This window comes from Candidatus Palauibacter irciniicola (assembly GCF_965208695.1).
Taxonomy (GTDB): Bacteria; Gemmatimonadota; Gemmatimonadetes; order Palauibacterales; family Palauibacteraceae; genus Palauibacter; species Palauibacter irciniicola.
On the sequence record NZ_OZ242352.1, the window covers coordinates 1,718,727 to 1,738,074 of the forward strand.

Genomic DNA, 19,348 nt, shown 5'->3' on the forward strand with positions numbered 1-19,348 from the left:
ACCCCTACCGTCCGACGAAGAGGGAACTGGTCGTGAGCGTCACGGCCAGCGTTCTGGGATCGCCCGGGATGTTGCCGGCGCGGGCGGCGAAAAGCGAGGCCGTCGCGTAGCTCGTATCGAACACGTTGTTGACGGCGACTCTGAGGTCGAAACGCCCGATCAGGCGGACATCGGCCGCGAGATCCACGACGGTGAACGCGGGCGCCCGGATTCCCGCGAAGGGCTGCTCGCGCTCGCCGACGTACGTTAGTCCGAGCGCCAGCCCCACGTCGCCTCGCACCGCGTAACGGGACGACAGCCCGGCCGAATGGCGCGCGGAGTTGGGCCACGGCCTCCCGACATTGTCCGGCGCGTCGTCGTCGCGGAGGATCTCCGAGTCGAGCCAGGCGTAGTTCGCGGCGACGCTCATGCGGTCGCCCACCGTGCCCGCGAGGTCCACCTCCAGCCCACGGCTGCGAACCTCGCCCGTCGCGAAGGCGGCCGCGTAGTTGTTTCCGGTCGGTCCGTACGCGGGATCGGGCCGCAGTACGTTCGTCTTGTGGATCTGAAAGACCGAGGCCATGAGCATCAGGCGCCGGCCCAGGAGATCGGCCTTCGCACCGGCCTCCACCTGGCGGCTGCGCGACGGATCGAAGGGCCCGTTCGCCGACGGGACCTGGTGTACGAAGTCGGCGCGGGAGAAACCGTTCGCCGCATTCGTGTAGAGCGACAGCCGTTCGCTCGGCTTGAAGACGAGGCCGAGCCGGCCGGTGAGCGCCGACGCGTCCGCGCGACCGGACTCGCCGACCACGGTCCCCTCGTCGTCGTACCGGTCGTAGCGCCCGCCCGCAGCCAATACCCAGCGCGAGCCGAAGTACATCTGGTCCTGCACGAAGACCCCGTACCGGCGCGACAGAACCTCCTGCTCGGAGTAGTCGTCGGGTCCGAGGCCGTAGCTCGACGCCGCACCCCCGTTGTAGACCGGGGAGAACAGATCCAGATCGGGTACCGGCCCGCCACGGCCGCTCTGCCGTGCACGCGCGTAGCGGAAGAGCCAGTCCTGCTGGGTAATCTCGACCCCTCCCAGAAGGGCGTGCGTCCCGGCGCCCGGAACCTCGACCCGTCCGTGGAGATTCGCGGTGGCGCTCCAGTCATCGTTGGAACGGAACTGGTCGCGGAACTCGCGCTGCATGCTGCGGCCATCCTCCAGGATCCCGCGGGGTTCGTGATAGTTCTCCGCCCGATCGTAGCCCAGCACCCTGAAAGTGCCGTCCACGGACAGTCCCTCCTCGGCGGCATGGCTCACCGAGGCCTGGAATACCGTGGCGTCCATGCGGGTGAAATCGGTCGGCTCGGTCGTGGTCCAGACCCTCGAGGTCAGGAACGTGCCATCGGGGTCGACGGGAATCCCGCGCAGACGGTGTCCCGTCAGGTCCTGGTCGATCCTCTCCAGTTCCAGGTCGACGCGCGTGCGCGTCGACGGGACCCACGCGAGTCCCGCCGCCAGATGCAGGTCGCGAAAGCCCGCGTTGTTGCGAAAACTGTCCTTCTCCTCGAAGAACGCGGCCCCCCGGTACAGAAGGCGGCGGGAACCGGTGAAGGGACCGGTGGCTTCCACACTCCCTCCACGCTGGGCGTAGGAACCGCCGAGCAGAGACGCCCGAAACTCGGCCGACTCCTGCGGCTTCTTCGTGACATAGTTGATCACGCCCCCCGGCTCGGCCGAACCGTAGAGCACCGACGCGGGGCCTTTGACGACCTCGACCCGTTCCACGTTGGTCAGTCGACCCACGCTGGTGCTGAAGCCCGTCTCCTCTCCGCCGTCGAGGCTCCCGTACGGGTTGCCGCGAACCCCGTTGAAGAGGATCTCACGCTGCTGGAAGCCGCGCAGGTTCATCTCGGAGTAAGGATGATCCACCAGTCCGCTCACACTTCGGTAGAGATCCTCGAACTGGGTCGCCCCCTGGTCCTCGATGAACTTGCGTGACAGGACCTGCACCGACTGCGGGACGTCCATGAGCCGGGCCGGGATCCGTGTGCCGACCGTCCCGAACTCCTGACGATAGGAGCGGGTCGCCTGCACCTCGATCGGGGGCATGCTGAAGAGCGCATTGGAGACAGCGACCTCCACCTCCACGGCGCCACCGGAAGGGACCTCCACGGACACCGGTTCCGCCCTGTGCACGCCCTCCACGACCAGCGTCCTGGCTCCGGCCGGGACGGACGCGATGACGAAACGGCCTTCGGCGTCGCTCAGCGCGACCCGATCCGTTCCGGCGACGCGGAACTGCACGAACGGCACGAGCGAGTTGTCGTCGACCGACCGCGCGACGCCCGCGATGGACCCCGTCTCCTGGGCGGCCGCCGGCGCGGCGGCGATAAAGGCGAAAGCAGGGACAAGCGCCGACAATGCGGCGAATATGCGATTCTTCACGTTGAGTGACCTTTGTGGTGTACCGAGTCTCAGTTGGACGCAGAACGAGGTCCACGCGACCGATCTCGTTCGCGTTAGGCAGTGGGCTGTTCGCTACGGAGAGGTCGGGAGAGGCGGGGCGCGGCTGCGGCGAGACGAGAACCGGACCTTGCCGGTGTTCCGCCGGTGTCGGGGAAGCGCGGAGGCCCGTACCGGCACGGGTCCCATGACGCCTGGCTCCCCCGCGACAATCATGGGCTCCGCCTTGTGCACCAGTTCGCATACCGTGCAGGCGGCCGGCGGGTCGCCCGCTTCGTCGTGCGTATGCGAGCCCTCGGCCACCCCTACGAGGAGGAGCGAGACCGCAACCGGAACTGCCGTCGGCAGGCGCATGCAGGCGCGGAGATTCAGTTTGCGCCCCGCACCCGGTCGCAGGGCCTCAACTCGCGCCTCGCACGCGGCCGAGTCCGACCCCCGCGCCCGCACCCACCAGGAGGAGGAGTCCGCCCAGGACCGCGAGCGGAACGGCGGCTCGGCGCGTGACGTCGCCGGACGCCTCCTCGGCAAGATTGAACTGCGGCACGCTGGGAAGGGCGCTGGCGTCCATCTGCTCGCCGGCGACGATCGCGGGCACGAAGAAGTCCCGCCATCGCTCGGCGAAGGCGCGTACCTGCGACTGGAAGCCGGCGAACCGCGCGTCCCCCGTCCCCGCCGCGTCGAGGAGCACCTCCTGGGCCATGAGCGCCGGCGACAGGAAGCGGTAGCGGCGGACCAGCGCGATCTGCTCCGCGCGGCTGGCATCGTGTTCGGCCGTCACCTCCTCCAGACGGCGGTTGACGGCATCGGTGGCGGCCCATGCCAGCGCCCCCAGGCCGGGCTCGTCGGCTACCACGCCCTCGGCCATTTCGGGATGGTCCTCCAGGTATCGGGCGAGGAGTTCGCTGCGGCGGTTCACCGCCTCGTTCGAGGCCTCGCGCTGGGCGGTGATCATCTGCACCCGCGACGGCAGCGGGTGCAGCAGGCCCGCCGCGATGTTGATCCCGGCCGGGAGCACGACGACCAGCACCAGCCACGCGCCCACCAGCACCGTGGCGTTCCACGCGGAGGACCGGCGCAGGCTGTTCACCCACGCCGCGAGCACGAACCAGAAGAGCGCGTACGCGACGACGGCGGCGCACCAGAGGAGGATCCGGCCGGGCGCGCCGAAGCCTCCCGTGACGAGGAGCCCGACCAGCGACACCGCCAGGACCATGCCCACCGCCAGGAGGGCGCGGAAGGCGAGTTTCGCCGCCACGACGCCCCGCGCCGACACGGGCTGCGAGAGGGTCAGCGCCAGCGTCCCCTGCTCGCGCTCCTCCGAGAGGACGTTGAAGCTCAGGGCCAGCACGAGCAGCGGCAGCAGGTAGATGACCACGAAGGCCAGGTCGAAGCGCCCGACCATCAGGTTGAGGGGACTCTCGACCTCTCCGTTCTGCTGGAACGACGACTCGTTCGTGTAGATGTTGACGTCGTAGTAGTACGGCAGCAGGTCGCTCTGTCCGACGGTCAGGGCCGTCAGGGGGCCCGGCGTCAGGACCGCCGTGTGGCGGCCCCGCGCACCGCCCATCACGTTCGGGAGCCGCGGATCCGAGAAGCGCGAAGCGGGTTCCGCACCGGCCTCGATGTCGGCCAGTTCCTGCGCGAGGGCTTGTTCGCGCTCGACGTTGCCGGCCTGCGCGGCCTCCACGGTGCGCTCCTGAAAGCGCGCCCAGACCACGCCGTTGGCCAGCGCATAGACGAGCAGGAGCGCGAACAGCCCGAGCGCGATCCGGAGCGGCCGGTCCGCCATGAGCAGACGCCACTCGTTCCGGAGTACCGTGCGCGCGGTCATCCTACGTCACCTCCGCGCGCCGTACGCGCGCCGCGGCGATCAGGATCGTTCCCGCGAGCCATCCCCCGAGGACGACGAGCGACAGGATCCGGTTGCCGAGCACCCAGCCCAGGGTCGGGGCGTCGTACCGCAGCGGCGGAGTCGACTCCCAGAGTTCGGCTCCGGCCTGGTAGGAGAAATCGCCGGAGCGGGAGTTCTCCGTGAGGTCGCCGTTCATGCGCCGCATCAGGTCCCGGCGGTACGTCTCCGCGGCGCTCGCGAAGTGCCGGTGCTGCTCGACATCGGTTCCGGCGAGTCCCATCGAGAGCGCGCGCACCGCGAGCAGCGGCGCCGCCACCGCGACCAGCTCATGGACGGCCCCCTGACGCTCGAACGTGTCCCAGAGCGCGCCGTAGTTTCGGTCGAAGATCCGGTCGCCGAACTCCTCGCTCGCCTGGAGCAGGACGCCCGACTGATTGATCGGCAGGTCTTCGACCCGCTCGACACCGTACTCCGTCAGCAGGTCCTCGGTCAGCGCGTCGTTGTCCGGACGGGGGATGTCCTCCGTGCCACTGGCCATCTCCCGTTCCACCGTGCGGGCGAACTCCAGGGCGGAGGGCGTGGGGTGCATCCACTTGGACAGATCCACCGCCACGCGCGGCGCGACGAGCCCGTTCACGACCCACACGCCCAGCAGGATCACGAGCGCGGTGCGCGTCGACCGGGCCCAGGCGGAGACGGCCAGGGAGAGCGCGAGGAAGGCGGCGAAATAGACCAGGTAGACGACGGCCAGGACCGCGGCCCGGGCCACGGGGGACGCCGCCGGACCGGGGCTCCCGACCACGAGGGCCGCCGCCCCCACAGCCGCCGCCGGCACCAGCAGCAGCGCCAGCGCGCCGGCGATGCCGAGCGCCTTGCCCAGCGCCAGATCGCGCCGCCCGACCCCGGTCGAAAGCAGTTGACGAAGCGTGCCCCGTTCCCGCTCGCCGGCGAGCGCGCCGAAAGTGAGCAGGATGATCAGCAGCGGCACGAGGTGCTGCAGCACCTGCGCCGCCGTGAGGGCCCCGATGCGCTGGGCCGACGTCGCGTCCTGCGCGGGGCGCAGCAGGAAATCGTTCTGCCGATGCGCCTCGAGCCACACCGAGGTCCCGGTGTAGGGGTCCACGCCCTCGTCCACGAAGGAAAGGGCGAGGCGAGGCTTGAACGCATAGATGCCGTAGTGGGCCGCGGAATGGGGATTCTTCTCGCCCTGCGACTCCCAGTGGTCGCGGGCCGTCGCCTGCGCGGCCGCGTGCTCGCGCTGCGCCTCCCGCGCCTGGACCCATCCGTGGCCCAGGGAGACGAGCAGCAGCGCTCCCACGAGGACGGAGCACCATCGGAAACGGCCGTCCCGAAGCACGTCGCTGAATTCCTTGCGGATGATGTGGCGGATGCTGTGCCTGATCATCTACGCCTCCTATGTCGTGCTAGTCGTGCATGTGTTCCAGGTAGACGCGCTCGAGATCCGCGTGGCCGATCTCGTCCGTGCCCAGCTCCGTGACGAGGCTTCCGTAGCGCATGATGCCCACGCGCGTCCCGGTCTCCTTCGCGCGAAACAGGTCGTGCGTCGCCATGAGCACCGCGACGCCGCCGTGCCTGAGCCGCTCGATCAGGGCCGAGAACTCGTTGGAGGCCTTGGGGTCGAGACCGGATGTCGGCTCATCGAGCAGAAGGGCGTCGGCTTCCTTGGCCATCGCGATCGCGATCCCAACCTTCTGCCGCATGCCCTTGGAGTACTCGGACACGCGGCGGTCGACCGCGTCGCGCTCCAGGCCGGCTTCGACGAGGATGTCGGCGAGCCGTTCGCGCCCCAGCGACCCCTTCCCGCCCAGAGCGGCGAAGTACTCGAGGTTTTCCAGCCCGCTGAGATTGCGGTACAGCATCACCTGTTCCGGGATGTAGGCGAGCCTGTGCTTCGTCTCCCGGTCGTGGGTGGACACGTCCATCCCGGACACCAGGGCCTGGCCCCCGGACGGCGACACGAAGCCGAGGAAGAGGTTGATCGTCGTGGTCTTCCCCGCCCCGTTGGGGCCGAGGAGGCAGTAGACCTCTCCCGGCTCGATGGCCAGGTCGAGGGAATCGAGGGCCTGCGTCGCGCCGTAGCGCTTGCTGAGCCCGCGGGCCTCGAGGAGGGGCGGTCGCCCCGCACCCGAATCGGCGGTCTGCATGGATCTCCATCTCTCGCGTTTGCCGCGCCGTCACCGGCGCAACGTTCGACAAGTCTTCTGCCGATCACCGGATCGGCAGAGCGGCCTTTCGTAACAGCGTTTCGCTACAGAGAGATGGGAAGCGGGGGAGCGCGGCTGCGGTGCGGGGAGAGATGGGCGGCCCGGACATTCAACTGGCGCCCGCGGAGGGCGGGACCCTGCACGAGACCGAACTCGCCGATGCTCGGCGTCGCCGTGGAGGGCGCCGGCCCCATGTTGTGCGGCAGTTCGCAGATCAGACACGCCGCCGGGGCATGGCCCCCCTCGTCGTCCTCGTGCGTATGCGAACCTTCCGAGAGGCCAACGACAACGAGCGAAAGGGCCACCAGGGCTCCGGCCAGCAGGCGCATCGGGCGCCTGAATCGTCCGGCGTTGACCTGGTTTGCCATGGCTCCCCTTCCCTCAGGCGAATCGGCGCGCCGACCCGCCCGAGAGCGGCCGCTGTCGGCGGCGGCACCTTATAAAACGCACCACTCCCGGTCAACGTTGAGCCGCACGAGGTTGCTGCTAGTAGGGCGTCCGGTCCCGCTTCCGGATCCAGCGCTCGAAAGCCTCCCCGGCTCTGGCGGAGGGGATCCGCACGAGCGAGACGATCCGGCGCTCCTCGGGCGGCAGGGAGAACTCGTCGTAGATGTCCTCGTCGCTGAACCGGATGCGCGCCGCGTCCTCGCGGGTGTTCGCGTAGTAGACGCGGCGGATCCGGCTCCAGTAGATCGCGCCCAGGCACATCGGACACGGCTCGCAACTCGTGTAGATCTCGCAGCCGCCGAGATCGAACGTGCCCAGCCGTTCGCAGGCCTCTCGAATCGCCCGGACTTCGGCGTGGGCGGTGGGATCGTTGTCCAGCGTGACGCGGTTCGTGCCCTCCGCCACGATCTCGCCGTCCTTCACCACGACGGCGCCGAACGGCCCGCCGCCCTCCTCCACGCTGCGTTCGGACAGGTCGATGGCCCGCCTCATGAACTCGTCATTCATCACGACATTCATCACGACGCTCGTTTCGTCTGGGCGTATGCGTTCGACGCCCGGAGTCCCCCGCGAATATACTCCTCCCGTCCCGTCCCCGGATTTTGGCCGGGGACACCTCGTCCCGACCCCACGGCCTGCGGATTGACGAACTCGAAGGGCGGCCGGCCCTCCCGGCGTGCGCGCGACCTCACGGTCGACCTCGGCCTCCTGGCGACGGCGATCATCTGGGGCATCAACTTCTCGGTCGTGAAGGTCGTCCTTCGGGAACTCGATCCCCTGGCTTTCAACGCCGTGCGCTTCCCGTTCGCGGCACTGGCGGTCTGGTGCCTCCTCCGCGCCACGGGGCGGCCCGTCCTCCCGCCGCGGAGCGAGTGGCCGCGGATCGCGGGACTCGCGGTGGTGGGCCACGTGATCTTCCAGGCCACCTTCATCTACGGGATCGACCTGACGCTGACGGGGAACGCCGCCCTGCTCCTCTCCACGAGTCCCGTGTGGGTGCTCCTGATCGCGTCCGCGCTCGGGCGGGAGCGGTTCAGTCCCGCGATCCTCCTGGGCGTCGTCGCGACGCTCGCCGGCATGGCGATCCTCATCACCGGCGGCACGCAGGAAGTCGGAGGCGCCGGTCTCGGCGATCTGCTCGTCCTCGGGGCCGCGCTCTCCTGGGCGTCCTTCACCGTCTTCGGACGGCGCATCACGAAGCGCCGCGGGGCGCTGGAGGTGACGGGGTGGACGCTCTGGGCCGCCCTTCCCGTCATCGTCGGCATGGGGATCCCGGACCTGATGCGCGTCGACTGGAGTTCGATTCCGCCGGGGATCTGGTTCGCGTCGGCCTACACGGGCGTCTTCGGGATCGCGATCGCCTACCTGCTCTGGTCGCGGGGCATGAAGACGATCGGTCAGAGCCGGACGGCCGTGTACCAGAACCTCGTCCCGGTGATCGCGCTGGCGACGGCGTGGATGTGGCTGGGGGAGACGCCCACGCCGCAGCAGTTGGCGGGCGCCGCCGTCATTCTCTCGGGCGTCGCCGTGGCGCGCGGCCTCGCCGGCCGCCGGCGTCGTCGCGCACCGTGACGTGCGACCGGTTCCGTCGCGGACCGCCGGTCTCGCGACGGTATCCGGGGGCGGCCTACTTTGAAGGTCATGTCCGAGGAGCGCAGGGTAGCGGGAATCGTGCTGGCCGCCGGGTCGTCGACCCGAATGGGCCGAAACAAGCTCCTGCTGGACGTCGGCGGCGAGACGCTCGTGCGCCGCGCCGTTCGCCTCGCGGGTGAAGCCGGCCTCGACCCCGTCATCCCCGTCACCGGACACGCGCGCCGAGCCGTCGAGCGCGAGCTCCAGGACCTCGACTGCACACCGATCTTCAATCCCGATCACGAGGCCGGTATCCAGACCTCCGTAGCCTGCGGGGTCGCCGCAGTGCCGGCGGCTTGCGGGGCGGCCATCGTGATGCTGTCCGACATGCCGTTCGTGACCACGCGCATGGTGCGGACGCTGGTGGAGCGGTACGCGGAGACGGAGACCCCGCTCGTCGTGTCGCGCTACGGCGAGGTGAACGCGCCGCCCATCCTCTACGGCCGCGGCCTCTTCGGCGAGATCTCCCGCATGCGGGCGGGGTGCGGGCGGGAAGTCGTTCGACGGCACCACGGGCGGGCGGTCACGGTGGACTGGCCGACCGACCGGCTCAGGGACCTCGACCGACCGGACGAATATGAAGCCGTGCGGAGGGAGTTCGCCGCGGTCGGCTCCCGCTCGGGCGATCTCCCGTGAAACGCGACCTGCTGGATCTCGCCGCGAGGTTGACGGCCGGACGGCAGCCGTACGCGCTCGCCACGGTCGTGCGGAGCGAGCGCCCCACGAGCGGGAAGCCGGGCAACATGGCGCTGATCTCGGCGGACGGCGTCATGCACGGCTGGATCGGCGGCAGTTGCACCCGGTCGGAAGTGATTCGCCACGCGCTGGAGACCCTGGATCAGGGGGAGCCCAGGCTCCTCGCGTTCGGGTCGAGTCCCGGGCGCCCGGACGGGCTGGTCCCCGTGCCCATGTCCTGCAGCAGCGGAGGGAAGGTGGAAGTGCACGTGAATCCGGTTCTTCCGGCTCCCGTCCTCATCGTGGCGGGACGTTCGCCCGTCGCCGGCGCGCTGGTGCGCCTCGGCGGCGCGATGGGATACACGACCGTGGCCGAGGCGTCCGAGGACGAGGCGCTCGCGGCGGCGGCCGACGAGGTCGTGGACGATCTGGCGGAGACCGCGGCGCGCTACGCCGAACGGCCCCGCGGCTGGAGACTGTACGGGGTCGTCGCCACCATGGGACAGCGGGACGAGCGCTCGCTCGCGGAGTTGGCGGCCGCGGCCCCGGACTACCTGGGCGTGATCGCCTCCCCCACCCGGATGGAGGAAGTGCGCCGCGTGCTGGCCGCGCACGGACTCGGCGCCGACGAGGTCGCCCGCGTGCGCGGCCCCGCCGGCCTCGATATCGGAGCCGAGAGCCCGGAGGAGATCGCCGTCAGCATCCTCGCCGAGATCGTCCAGCTCGAGGCGCAACCGAAGGCGTCGGAGGCGGTGGCCTCCGGTCACGCGTCCGCAGAGGAGGAGGAGGCGGCGGCGGCGGTCGGTCAGCGGGCGGACGACGAGGCGACGGATCCCGTGTGCGGAATGACCGTCCCGGTGGCGGGTTCTCCGTCCTCGGTCTTCGAGGGGGAACCCGTCTACTTCTGCTGCGAGGGCTGCCGAACCCGGTTCGACGCCTCGCCCGGGACGTATCTCCAGGAACAAGTCACGAGGGGGTGATATTGAGAAGGCTGCTGAGGATCGCCGCGCACGTCGCGGTGATCGCATTGCTTTACCTGATGTTCTCCTTCTCGTTGTTCCTTGGCCTGCAGGTCAATACGACCTACGGGAACATCGGCATGGTCGTATCGATCGGTGCCGTCATTGCCTATGTCCTCGTGGTTCGTCGCAGGCGCTCGCTGCGGATGGCCATGGAGGATGAAGACCGATGAGAATCGAGGAAGGGTTCACGATCGACGCGCCCGCCGCCGAGGTGTGGGCGATCCTCTCCGACCCGCGGCAGCTCTCGGAACTCCTGCCGGGGGCGGAAATCACCGAGCGGATCGACGACACGACGTGGGAGGGCGGCATGACCGTCAAGGTGGGCCCCCTCGTGGCGGCGTATACCGGCACCGTATCCTTCATGCTGAACGAAGAGGAGCGGTCCGCGGTGGTCCGCGCCCTGGGCCAGGGCAAGGCCGGGATGGGCACCGCCGAGATGACGATGAACAGCCGGGTGGCGGCGCTGCCCGATGGCGGCTCCGAGGTGACGATGGACTCGGACGTGACCGTCACCGGGATCCTGGCGCAGCTCGGCCGCGGCATGACGCAGGTCGTCTCCAGGCGAATGCTGCAGGAGTTCGTCAAGCGACTGACGAGCGCCCTTGAGAACGAGGCGAAGGAGGCAGAGCCATGATCCCCCCGCAGTTCGACTACCACGCGCCGGGAGGACTGGACGAGGCGCTCGGCCTCCTCGGCGAACTCGACGACGCGAAGGTGATGTCGGGCGGCCAGAGCCTCCTCCCGATGATGAAGCTTCGGCTCGCCTCTCCCGCGAACATCATCGACATCGGCCGCATTCCCGGGCTCGACACGATCGAGGAGCGGGACGGCTGTCTCCGCATCGGGGCGCTCGTGACGGAGGCCCAACTCGAGGAATCGGCGGCGGTGGCGGAGCGCTATCCGATCCTGCTCGACACCGCCCGCGTGATCGCGGACCCGCTCGTGCGCAACCGCGCCACGGTGTGCGGGAACATCGCGCACGGCGACCCCGCGAACGACCACCCGGCAACGATGCTCGCGCTGCGGGCGCACGTCATCGCCACCGGGCCGGGTGGAGAGCGCACGATCGACATCGACGACTTCTTCCACGGTCTCTTCATGACGGCGCTCGGGGAGGATGAGATCCTCACCGAACTCCACATCCCGGTGCCGCCCGCGGGCAGCGGGGGCGCCTACGTCAAGCTGGAGCGCAAGGTGGGCGACTACGCGGTGGCCGGCGTGGCCGTGCAGCTCACCCTCGACGACGACGGCAAGGTGACGCGGGCCGGCGTCGGGCTCACGAACCTGGGCTTCGCGCCCATCCGCGCGACCGCCGCCGAAGAGACGCTCCTCGGCGCGGACTTCGTGCCGGCGGGCGGGCTGCGGGGCGCCATCGAGAAGATCCGCGACGCGATCACGAAGGCGCCCGGCGCGGACGAGGTGATCGCGGCCGCCGCCCAGGCCGCCGCCGACATGGCCGAACCGGTGGAAGACCGGCGCGGATCCGTCGAATACAAGAGGAACATGGCCCGCGTGCTCACCGCGAGGGCCATCCGCCAGGCGCTCGCGCGCGCCGGGGCCGGAGGGTAGAGCGATGGCGACACACCAGATATCCGTCACCGTGAACGGCGAGGCGCACGCGGCCGAGGTCGAGTCGCGCACGCTCCTCGTCCACCTGATCCGCGACGACCTGCGGCTCACCGGCACCCACATCGGCTGCGACACGACGCACTGCGGCGCCTGTACCGTGCTGCTCGACGGCAAGCCGACGAAGTCGTGCACCGTCCTCGCCGTGCAGGCCGACGGCACCGAGATCGCGACCGTAGAGGGGCTCGCCGGGGCCGACGGCATGCACGCGCTCCAGGAGGGCTTCTGGGAGAAGCACGGCCTCCAGTGCGGCTTCTGCACGCCCGGCATGCTGATGACCGGCGCGGCCCTCCTCGAGGAGAACCCGAACCCGAGCGAGGCCGAGATCCGCGAGGCGATCTCCGGCAATCTCTGCCGTTGCACCGGCTACGTGAACATCGTCAAGGCGGTGCAGTACGCCGCCGAGAAGATGGGCGCCGCCGCCGAAACCGCCAACGCCGCGACCGACGGGGAGGACAGCTGATGGCACCGAAGACTTCCGCCGACATCTGCGGCATGGGGCACTCCATGAAGCGCAAGGAGGACCCGCGCTTCCTGCAGGGCAAGGGCAACTACATCGACGACATCGTCCTCCCCGGCATGCTGTGGCTCGACATCGTCCGCAGCCCGATCGCCTACGGGAAGATCAAGGGCATCGACTCGAGCAAGGCGCTGGAGGTCCCCGGCGTCCTCGCCGTCCTCACCGGCAAGGACCTCGAGGCGTACAACCTGCACTGGATGCCGACGCTCATGTCGGACACCCAGATGGTGCTCCCCACGGACACCGTCATGTACCAGGCGCAGGAGGTCGCGGCCGTCATCGCGACGTCGCGCTACGCCGCTGCTGACGGCGTGGCCGCGGTCGAGGTCGACTACGAGCCGATGAAGCCCGTCATAGACCCCTTCAAGGCGCTCGAGGAAGACGCGCCCGTCCTCCGCACCGACAAGGAGGGCCAGACCGACAACCGCATCTGGCACTGGGAGGCGGGGGACAAGGAGGCCACGGACAAGGTGTTCGAGGAGGCGGACGTCGTCGTGCGCGAGAGCATGCACGTGCCGCGCATCCACGTGGCTTCGATCGAGACGTGCGGCTGCGTGGCCGACTTCAACCCCGTCGAGGGCCACCTCACCGTCTACATGACGACGCAGGCACCGCACGCGATCCGCACCGTGCTCGCCCTCGTGGCGGGACACGTCGGACTCTCCGAGGAGAAGATCCGCGTCGTGTCGCCCGACATCGGGGGCGGCTTCGGCGGCAAGGTGCCGGTCTATCCCGGCTACGTGGTCGCGATCGCGGCCTCCGTCGTGCTGGGCAAGCCGGTGAAGTGGATCGAGGACCGGATGGAGAACCTCCAGGCGGACTCGTTCGCGCGCGACTATCACATGGACGCCGAACTCGCGGCGGACGCCGACGGGAAGATCCGCGGGCTCCGCATCAAGACGCTCGCCGACCACGGCTATTCGGACGCCCAGGCCGCGCCCTCCAAGTTCCCGGCCGGGCTCTTCTCCATCTGCACCGGCTCCTACGACATGGAGCAGGCCTACGCCGAGGTGGACGCGGTCTACACGAACAAGCCGCCGGGCGGAGTCGCCTACCGCTGCTCCTTCCGCGTGACCGAGGCCGTGCACTGCATGGAGCGCGTCGTGGACACGCTCGCGCACAAGATCGGGAAGGATCCGGCGCAGTTGCGGGAGGAGAACTTCATCCCGAAGGAGGCCTTCCCCTACCAGTCGCCGCTCGGGTGGGAGTACGACAGCGGCGACTACCAGGCCGCGATGGACAAGGCCAGGGAGATGATCGGCTACGACGACCTGCGCCGGGAGCAGGCCGAGAAGCGCGCGCGCGGCGAACTGATGGGAATCGGCGTGTGCAGCTTCACCGAGGTGCTCGGCGCGGGTCCGTCCAAGGACTTCGACATCCTCGGCATCAAGATGTTCGACTCCGCCGAGGTGCGCGTGCACCCCACGGGCAAGGCGATCGCCCGCTTCGGCACGAAGTCGCAGGGCCAGGGCCACGAGACCACCTACGCGCAGATCATCGCCGAGGAACTCGGCCTCCCCGCCGCGCACGTCCAGGTCGAGGAGGGCGACACCGACACCGCCCCGTACGGGCTCGGCACCTACGCCAGCCGCTCGACCCCGACCGCCGGGGCCGCGGGCGCGATGGCGGCCCGCCAGATCCGCGCCAAGGCCGCGAAGATCGCCGCCCACCTGATGGAGGTGAGCGAGGAGGACCTCGATTGGGAGCCCGGGAAGTTCTCCGTGAAGGGCGCCCCGGACCGGTCCGTGACGATCCAGGACTGCGCCTTCGCCGCCTACACGAACCTCCCGGAGGGGCTGGAGCCGGGGCTGGAGGCGACGAACTACTACGACCCGCCCAACCTCACCTTCCCCTTCGGCACGTACATCTGCGTCGTGGACATCGACCGCGGGACGGGCGAGGTGACGGTGCGCCGCTTCGTGGCCGTGGACGACTGCGGCAACATCATCAACCCCATGATCGTGCAGGGCCAGATCCACGGCGGCCTCACGCAGGGCATCGGCCCCGCCCTGTTCGAGGAGATCCCCTACGACGAGGACGGCAACAACCTCGCCGGCTCGTTCATGGACTACCTCGTCCCACCTCCATGGAGACCCCGGCGTGGGAAACCGGCCACACGATCACGCCGTCACCCCACCACCCGCTCGGCGCCAAGGGCGTCGGCGAGTCGGCCACGGTGGGCGCGCCGCCGGCCATCGCCAACGCGGTCGTGGACGCCCTCGCGCACCTGGGCGTGACGCACCTCGACATCCCGATCACCCCCGACAAGGTGTGGGAGGTCCTGAACGAGAAGGGGGTAGCGGAGTAAGGGAGCCGATGAAGGGATGCGTCACGGTTCGGGCGTAGCCGGCTCAGTTGCTCCGCGATGCCCAAGCGGACATCTTCTCGCGCCATGATTCACGCGCCTGACATCCGACCTCTCCGCGCCCGCGGAGTGAACTGCGCCTGTAGCACTTGCGCCTGTATGTGTTCGTGTCTCCACGACGCGTGGATCCGGGTGTGTTGATGCGCTGAGTTCCTAGCTCCCAAAAGCGTTTTTTCGAGCCGCCCCGGTCCGCCGACCCGGGCGGCTTTTTTTGTGCCCCGTCAAACCGGACTCGACCCGAGGGAAACCCATGATTCGTCCCGCTTTGCCGCAGATACATGTGCTGTACGAAAACCCGGCCTGGATTCCGCCCCTTCAGGAGGCGCTCGCGAGGGAGGGCTTCCGGGTCCGCCTCGTGCACGTGAACGAGGGGCTCGTCGACCCGTCGACGCCGCCTCCGGAGGGCATCTGGATCAACCGCATCAGCCCTTCGTCTCACACGCGCGGCCACGTCCACACGGTCGAACTGGCCCGGCAGATCCTGTACTGGCTGGAGTCGCACGGTCGCCGGGTGATCAACGGGCTTGGCGCCTTCGAACTGGAGATGAGCAAGCTCCGGCAGGATCTCGTCCTGCGCCGGCACGGGATCCGCACCCCGCGCACGGTGCTGGCCGTGGGGAGGGAGCATCTGCTCGACGCGGCGGCCACCTTCGACGGCCCGTTCATCACGAAGCACGACCAGGGTGGGAAGGGCCTGGGGATCCGGCTCTTCCGCGACGCGCGGGAGCTCGAGCGGCATCTCGACGGCGACGGCTTCGACGCGGGCCCGGCGCCCGGATGATCCTCCAGCAGTACATCGACGCCCCGGAGCCGTTCATCACGCGGGTGGAGATCGTGGGCGGCCGCTTCCTGTTCGCCATGCGCAGTTCCACGGCGGACGGGTTCGAACTCTGCCCCTCCGACGCATGCAATCCGCTCGAGGCGTGCCCGGCCGGCCCCGGCCTCTTCAGCCCCTCGCCGGTCGCGGAGGACGACCCGCTGGTGCAGCGGTACATCCGGCTCTGCAACGAGGAAGGGATCGAGATCGCCGGCATCGAGTTCGTGCGCGACGCGTGGGGCCACCGCTACACGTACGACATCAACGGCACGACGAACTACAACCAGACACTCGGCGCCCGGATGGGCGTCGACGGCATGGGAGAGGTGGCCCGCTACGTACGCCGAACGGCGACCCCGAACCGCCGGCGACGGCGCATCGCGTCCTGATCCTGGCGCCCTCCGCCGGCGCAAGTACGTTCCCGCGGGAACGTCGGGTGAGGCCTCCTCGGTGGGCGCGATGTTAGCGTAGAGGGGAGATCTCTCTGGAACGCGGCTTGAGCGAGGCGGCCATCGACGGATGAAAAGCGGGCGGCGCCGGCGAGCGACGGCTCAGAGCGGGGTGTGGAAGGGGCTGAATCCCGGCATGGCGGTGGCCGCCAAGGGCGTCGTGCTCGTCTTCGTCCTCGCCACGGTCTGGGACGTGGAGGCCGCCGGCGCCGTATTCGGCCGCGTCCGCGGGTGGATCGAGGGCACGCTCGACTGGTTCTACGTCCTGACCGTGTGCGCCACCCTGTTCACCTGCCTGTTCCTGGCGTGCAGCCGGTTCGGCGGGATCCGGCTCGGCGATGAGGACGCCTCGCCCGAGTTCAGCCGGTTCTCCTGGCTCGCCATGCTGTTCTCGGCAGGGATCGGGATCGGAGTCCTCTTCTTCTCCATCGCCGAACCGATCTTCTACCTCGACAACAGCGGGGCCGCGGGATACCCCAACAACCCGATCGCCGACCTGGCGGGCGCCGACGCGCTGGACGAGCGGCGGGCCGTGCACGCCATGCGCATCACCTACTTCCACTGGGGCGTCCACGGCTGGTCCGCCTACGTCCTGGTCGGGCTGTGCCTCGCCTACTTCGGATTCCGCAAGAAGCTGCCGCTGACGCTGCGCTCCGCGCTGTACCCGCTCATCGGCGACCGGATCTACGGGCCGGTCGGTGACCTGGTGGACCTGCTGGCCGTGTTCGGCGGCGTTTTCGGCATCGCCACCTCGCTGGGCCTCGGGGCAAGCCAGATGGCCGCCGGACTCGACGTGCTGACCGGCGTCGATCCGGGTCTCGTCACGCAGGTCTCGCTCATCGCCGTCATCTCGGTGGCGGCCACGTTGTCGGTCGTGTCCGGCGTAAGGCGCGGGATCCGGCGCCTGTCGGAGTGGAACATCGGCCTGAGCGTTCTCCTGCTCGGGTCCTTCCTGTTCCTGGGCCCCTTCACGTGGCTCGTCGGGTTCGTCGCCACCTCCGCCCGCGAGTACGTGTGGCGCGCCATCCCCATGGGATTCTGGATCGCCGATGGTCCGGGACCGGCCGCCTGGCAGAACGCCTGGACGATCTTCTACTGGGGCTGGTGGATCTCGTGGGCGCCCTTCGTCGGCACGTTCATCGCCCGCATCTCCCGCGGGCGCACGCTGCGGGAGTTCATCGTGGGCGTGCTCGTCGTCCCGACCGGCCTGGCGCTGGTGTGGTTCGGCGTCTTCGGCGGCAACGCCATCCACCTGGAACTCACTGCCCCGGGCGGCGCCGGGACGGCGGGGATCATGGAACTGGTCCGGGGCGGGAACTACGAAGCCGCGCTCTACGCGACGATCGACCGGATGAGCGACACCGGCTGGCTCGCCTGGGCCATGTCCGCCATGGCCACCGTCCTCGTGGCGACGTGGTTCGTCACGTCTTCGGACTCCGGCACCCTCGTCATCACCACCTTCCTGAGCATGGGCGACCCGCACCCCCCGCGGCGCTTCCGCATCGTGTGGGGGCTCGGCGTGGGAGCGGTCGCCGCCGTGCTGCTGCTCGCGGACGGTCTCCAGGCGCTGCAGACCGCGGCCATCGCCGCCGCCCTGCCCGTGAGCGTCGTGCTGTGGTTCATGATCGCCGGGCTGCTCCGATCCCTGGCGCGCGATCCGTAGCGAGCAGGGAAAGTGAGTACTCCCACGTGCGCTCCTCCTGTCCCCACACCGTCCCGCTGCGTACGATCCGGTCGATATGCGTGCTGCTGCCCCCCCGCCTCGTCACCGACGGTGATCCGTTGCGTCTATTGGCGTTGTCCGACCTGCACGTCTCCCATGCGGAGAACCGGGAGGCCTTGGAGAGTCTGCCCGCCTGTCCCGACGACTGGCTGATCCTGGCGGGCGACGTGACCCACGGCGCGCAGCGACTCGAGGCGTGCTTTGCCCGACTGACTCCGAAGTTTCGACAGGTCGTCTGGGTGCCGGGAAACCACGAACTGTGGACGATACCGGATGCTCCGCCCGGGCTCCGTGGGGTGGGCCTCTACGAACACCTGGTCGGGATCGCCCGCAACCACGGCGTTCTCACTCCCGAAGATCCTTATCCGGTGGTGGAACATCGGGACGGACCGGTGCTGCTCGCGCCGCTGTTCCTGCTCTACGACTACAGCTTTCGGCCAGCGCACGTTCGGCGTGATGAGGTGGTTCGGTGGGCCCGGGAGACCCGAGCGGTCTGCTCCGACGAGGTGATGCTGCATCCCGACCCGTTTCCGGATCGGGACTCGTGGTGCGCCGCGCGCTGCGAGGACGCCGCCGCCCGGCTCGCTTCCGCGCCCGCCGATCTTCCGAAGCTCCTGGTCAATCATTATCCGCTCGAAGAACGACACGCCGTGCTGCCGAAGATCCCCCGCTTCACTCCGTGGTGCGGGACCCGCCGGACGCGGGGTTGGCACCGGCGGTTCAACGCATGCGCGGTGGTGTACGGCCACCTCCACATCCGGGACACCCACTGGCTCGATGGCGTGCCCTTCCAGGAGGTCTCCCTGGGGTATCCGGGGCAGTGGGACCGCCGGCGGGGGATCGCCGCGTACTTGCGGGAAGTCACCCTGGCGCCCCGGGGCGCGACCGTCCGATGACAAGTGCCATGCGGCACAGGGCGGGAGACGGGGGGGTCGAGGTCGTCGCCGGCGTCATGTTCAGCGGCAAGTCGGAGGAGCTGATCCGGCGCGTGCGCCGCGCCCTCATCGCCGGCCGGCGGGTCCAGCTCTTCAAGTCCCACCTCGACGACCGCTACGGCGGCCAGTTCCGGATCTCGTCCCACGACGGGCGGGAGATCGATGCCGAGCCCGTGTCCAGTTCGGTGGAGGTGGCCGAGAAGGTTCGCCCCTCTACGCACGTCGTCGCGATCGACGAGGCGCAGTTCCTGGACGACGGGATCTGCGAGGTCGTGGACGCGCTGGCCGATGCGGGGATGCGCGTCATCGTGGTCGGGACCGACATGGACTTCCGCGGCGAGCCCTTCGGCCCCATGGGCCTGCTCCTGGCGCGCGCGGAGCGGATCGACAAGCTGACCGCGATCTGCGTCGTGTGCGGCGATCCGGCCACGAGAAACCAGCGCCTCATCGACGGGAAGCCGGCGCCTGCCGAGGGCCCGACGATCCAGGTGGGAGGCGCCGAGTCCTACGAGGCGCGTTGCCGCCGGTGCCACGACGTGCCGCAGCGGGATCGCCGCCAGACGGAGCTGTCACTGCGGCGCGAAGCGGAGGGCTGGGAAGGCGTTTAGCAGCCCGGGGCAAGAGCGCTG

At 69.5% G+C, this 19,348-nt stretch carries 18 protein-coding genes and 1 pseudogene; 13 read left to right on the forward strand and 6 right to left on the reverse strand.

Going from position 1 to position 19,348, the window contains the following annotated elements; translation table 11 throughout:
- Window positions 1–4: 4 nt before the first annotated feature.
- From ACOGI9_RS07395 to ACOGI9_RS07420, 6 genes are all read right to left on the reverse strand, one after another.
- Window positions 5–2,389, reverse strand: a complete 2,385-nt coding sequence (locus ACOGI9_RS07395; RefSeq protein WP_419856519.1) for a TonB-dependent siderophore receptor — start codon at window positions 2,387–2,389, stop codon at window positions 5–7.
- A 442-nt stretch (window positions 2,390–2,831) separates the two neighbouring features.
- Entirely contained in the window at window positions 2,832–4,262 is a 1,431-nt protein-coding gene (locus ACOGI9_RS07400; protein ID WP_419856520.1) for a DUF3526 domain-containing protein, read from the reverse strand.
- Between the two features lies 1 nt (window position 4,263).
- On the reverse strand, window positions 4,264–5,688 hold the full coding sequence (locus tag ACOGI9_RS07405) for an ABC transporter permease subunit (protein WP_419856521.1): 1,425 nt from the start codon (window positions 5,686–5,688) through the stop codon (window positions 4,264–4,266).
- Window positions 5,689–5,707: 19 nt separating this feature from the next.
- Window positions 5,708–6,448 (reverse strand): ABC transporter ATP-binding protein, encoded by a 741-nt coding sequence (locus ACOGI9_RS07410; protein WP_419856522.1) that lies wholly within the window; start codon window positions 6,446–6,448, stop codon window positions 5,708–5,710.
- Window positions 6,449–6,552: 104 nt separating this feature from the next.
- Window positions 6,553–6,876, reverse strand: a complete 324-nt coding sequence (locus ACOGI9_RS07415) for a DUF2946 family protein (protein ID WP_419856523.1) — start codon at window positions 6,874–6,876, stop codon at window positions 6,553–6,555.
- Between the two features lie 118 nt (window positions 6,877–6,994).
- Window positions 6,995–7,447: a nucleoside deaminase gene (locus ACOGI9_RS07420; protein WP_419856524.1), complete on the reverse strand. Its 453-nt coding sequence runs from the start codon at window positions 7,445–7,447 to the stop codon at window positions 6,995–6,997.
- A gap of 150 nt (window positions 7,448–7,597) precedes the next feature.
- Here ACOGI9_RS07420 and ACOGI9_RS07425 point away from each other — a divergent pair, with 150 nt between their 5' ends.
- The 13 genes and pseudogenes from ACOGI9_RS07425 to ACOGI9_RS07485 all read left to right on the forward strand — a co-directional run bounded on the left by ACOGI9_RS07425 (window position 7,598) and on the right by ACOGI9_RS07485 (window position 19,327).
- On the forward strand, window positions 7,598–8,527 hold the full coding sequence (locus ACOGI9_RS07425; protein ID WP_419856525.1) for a DMT family transporter: 930 nt from the start codon (window positions 7,598–7,600) through the stop codon (window positions 8,525–8,527).
- A 69-nt stretch (window positions 8,528–8,596) separates the two neighbouring features.
- On the forward strand, window positions 8,597–9,223 hold the full coding sequence (locus ACOGI9_RS07430) for a nucleotidyltransferase family protein (protein WP_419856526.1): 627 nt from the start codon (window positions 8,597–8,599) through the stop codon (window positions 9,221–9,223).
- The gene (locus ACOGI9_RS07435) at window positions 9,220–10,242 is read left to right on the forward strand and encodes an XdhC family protein (protein WP_419856527.1); all 1,023 of its coding nucleotides are present in this window, start codon (window positions 9,220–9,222) and stop codon (window positions 10,240–10,242) included. Before ACOGI9_RS07430 ends, ACOGI9_RS07435 begins: the two co-directional genes overlap by 4 nt.
- 2 nt (window positions 10,243–10,244) lie before the next feature.
- Window positions 10,245–10,454 carry a hypothetical protein gene (locus ACOGI9_RS07440; protein ID WP_419856528.1) on the forward strand — a complete coding sequence of 70 codons (210 nt, stop codon included), beginning with the start codon at window positions 10,245–10,247 and terminating at the stop codon, window positions 10,452–10,454.
- Window positions 10,451–10,918: a CoxG family protein gene (locus tag ACOGI9_RS07445; protein ID WP_419856529.1), complete on the forward strand. Its 468-nt coding sequence runs from the start codon at window positions 10,451–10,453 to the stop codon at window positions 10,916–10,918. Before ACOGI9_RS07440 ends, ACOGI9_RS07445 begins: the two co-directional genes overlap by 4 nt.
- Window positions 10,915–11,853, forward strand: coding sequence for an FAD binding domain-containing protein (locus ACOGI9_RS07450; protein ID WP_419856530.1), 939 nt, complete (start codon window positions 10,915–10,917; stop codon window positions 11,851–11,853). Before ACOGI9_RS07445 ends, ACOGI9_RS07450 begins: the two co-directional genes overlap by 4 nt.
- A 4-nt stretch (window positions 11,854–11,857) precedes the next feature.
- Window positions 11,858–12,373: a (2Fe-2S)-binding protein gene (locus ACOGI9_RS07455; RefSeq protein WP_419856531.1), complete on the forward strand. Its 516-nt coding sequence runs from the start codon at window positions 11,858–11,860 to the stop codon at window positions 12,371–12,373.
- Window positions 12,373–14,738, forward strand: a pseudogene (locus ACOGI9_RS07460) (aerobic carbon-monoxide dehydrogenase large subunit). Before ACOGI9_RS07455 ends, ACOGI9_RS07460 begins: the two are co-directional and overlap by 1 nt.
- 307 nt (window positions 14,739–15,045) lie before the next feature.
- Window positions 15,046–15,576, forward strand: a complete 531-nt coding sequence (locus ACOGI9_RS07465; RefSeq protein WP_419856532.1) for an ATP-grasp domain-containing protein — start codon at window positions 15,046–15,048, stop codon at window positions 15,574–15,576.
- Complete coding sequence (locus ACOGI9_RS07470) at window positions 15,573–16,001, forward strand: hypothetical protein (protein WP_419856533.1); 429 nt, start codon at window positions 15,573–15,575, stop codon at window positions 15,999–16,001. Before ACOGI9_RS07465 ends, ACOGI9_RS07470 begins: the two co-directional genes overlap by 4 nt.
- Window positions 16,002–16,131: 130 nt before the next feature.
- Window positions 16,132–17,724: a BCCT family transporter gene (locus ACOGI9_RS07475; protein ID WP_419856534.1), complete on the forward strand. Its 1,593-nt coding sequence runs from the start codon at window positions 16,132–16,134 to the stop codon at window positions 17,722–17,724.
- 80 nt (window positions 17,725–17,804) lie between these two features.
- Window positions 17,805–18,680 carry a metallophosphoesterase family protein gene (locus ACOGI9_RS07480; protein WP_419856535.1) on the forward strand — a complete coding sequence of 292 codons (876 nt, stop codon included), beginning with the start codon at window positions 17,805–17,807 and terminating at the stop codon, window positions 18,678–18,680.
- Between the two features lie 8 nt (window positions 18,681–18,688).
- Window positions 18,689–19,327, forward strand: a complete 639-nt coding sequence (locus tag ACOGI9_RS07485; RefSeq protein ID WP_419856536.1) for a thymidine kinase — start codon at window positions 18,689–18,691, stop codon at window positions 19,325–19,327.
- Window positions 19,328–19,348: the final 21 nt, after the last annotated feature.

Coding starts and splice junctions, on each gene's coding strand:
- ACOGI9_RS07400 (WP_419856520.1), bottom strand. CDS start 4,262: ATGACCGCGCGCACGGTACTCCGGAACGAGTGGCGTCTGCTCATGGCG.
- ACOGI9_RS07405 (WP_419856521.1), bottom strand. CDS start 5,688: ATGATCAGGCACAGCATCCGCCACATCATCCGCAAGGAATTCAGCGAC.
- ACOGI9_RS07410 (WP_419856522.1), bottom strand. CDS start 6,448: ATGCAGACCGCCGATTCGGGTGCGGGGCGACCGCCCCTCCTCGAGGCC.
- ACOGI9_RS07415 (WP_419856523.1), bottom strand. CDS start 6,876: ATGGCAAACCAGGTCAACGCCGGACGATTCAGGCGCCCGATGCGCCTG.
- ACOGI9_RS07420 (WP_419856524.1), bottom strand. CDS start 7,447: ATGAGGCGGGCCATCGACCTGTCCGAACGCAGCGTGGAGGAGGGCGGC.
- ACOGI9_RS07430 (WP_419856526.1), top strand. CDS start 8,597: ATGTCCGAGGAGCGCAGGGTAGCGGGAATCGTGCTGGCCGCCGGGTCG.
- ACOGI9_RS07445 (WP_419856529.1), top strand. CDS start 10,451: ATGAGAATCGAGGAAGGGTTCACGATCGACGCGCCCGCCGCCGAGGTG.
- ACOGI9_RS07450 (WP_419856530.1), top strand. CDS start 10,915: ATGATCCCCCCGCAGTTCGACTACCACGCGCCGGGAGGACTGGACGAG.
- ACOGI9_RS07455 (WP_419856531.1), top strand. CDS start 11,858: ATGGCGACACACCAGATATCCGTCACCGTGAACGGCGAGGCGCACGCG.
- ACOGI9_RS07465 (WP_419856532.1), top strand. CDS start 15,046: ATGATTCGTCCCGCTTTGCCGCAGATACATGTGCTGTACGAAAACCCG.
- ACOGI9_RS07470 (WP_419856533.1), top strand. CDS start 15,573: ATGATCCTCCAGCAGTACATCGACGCCCCGGAGCCGTTCATCACGCGG.
- ACOGI9_RS07475 (WP_419856534.1), top strand. CDS start 16,132: ATGAAAAGCGGGCGGCGCCGGCGAGCGACGGCTCAGAGCGGGGTGTGG.
- ACOGI9_RS07485 (WP_419856536.1), top strand. CDS start 18,689: ATGCGGCACAGGGCGGGAGACGGGGGGGTCGAGGTCGTCGCCGGCGTC.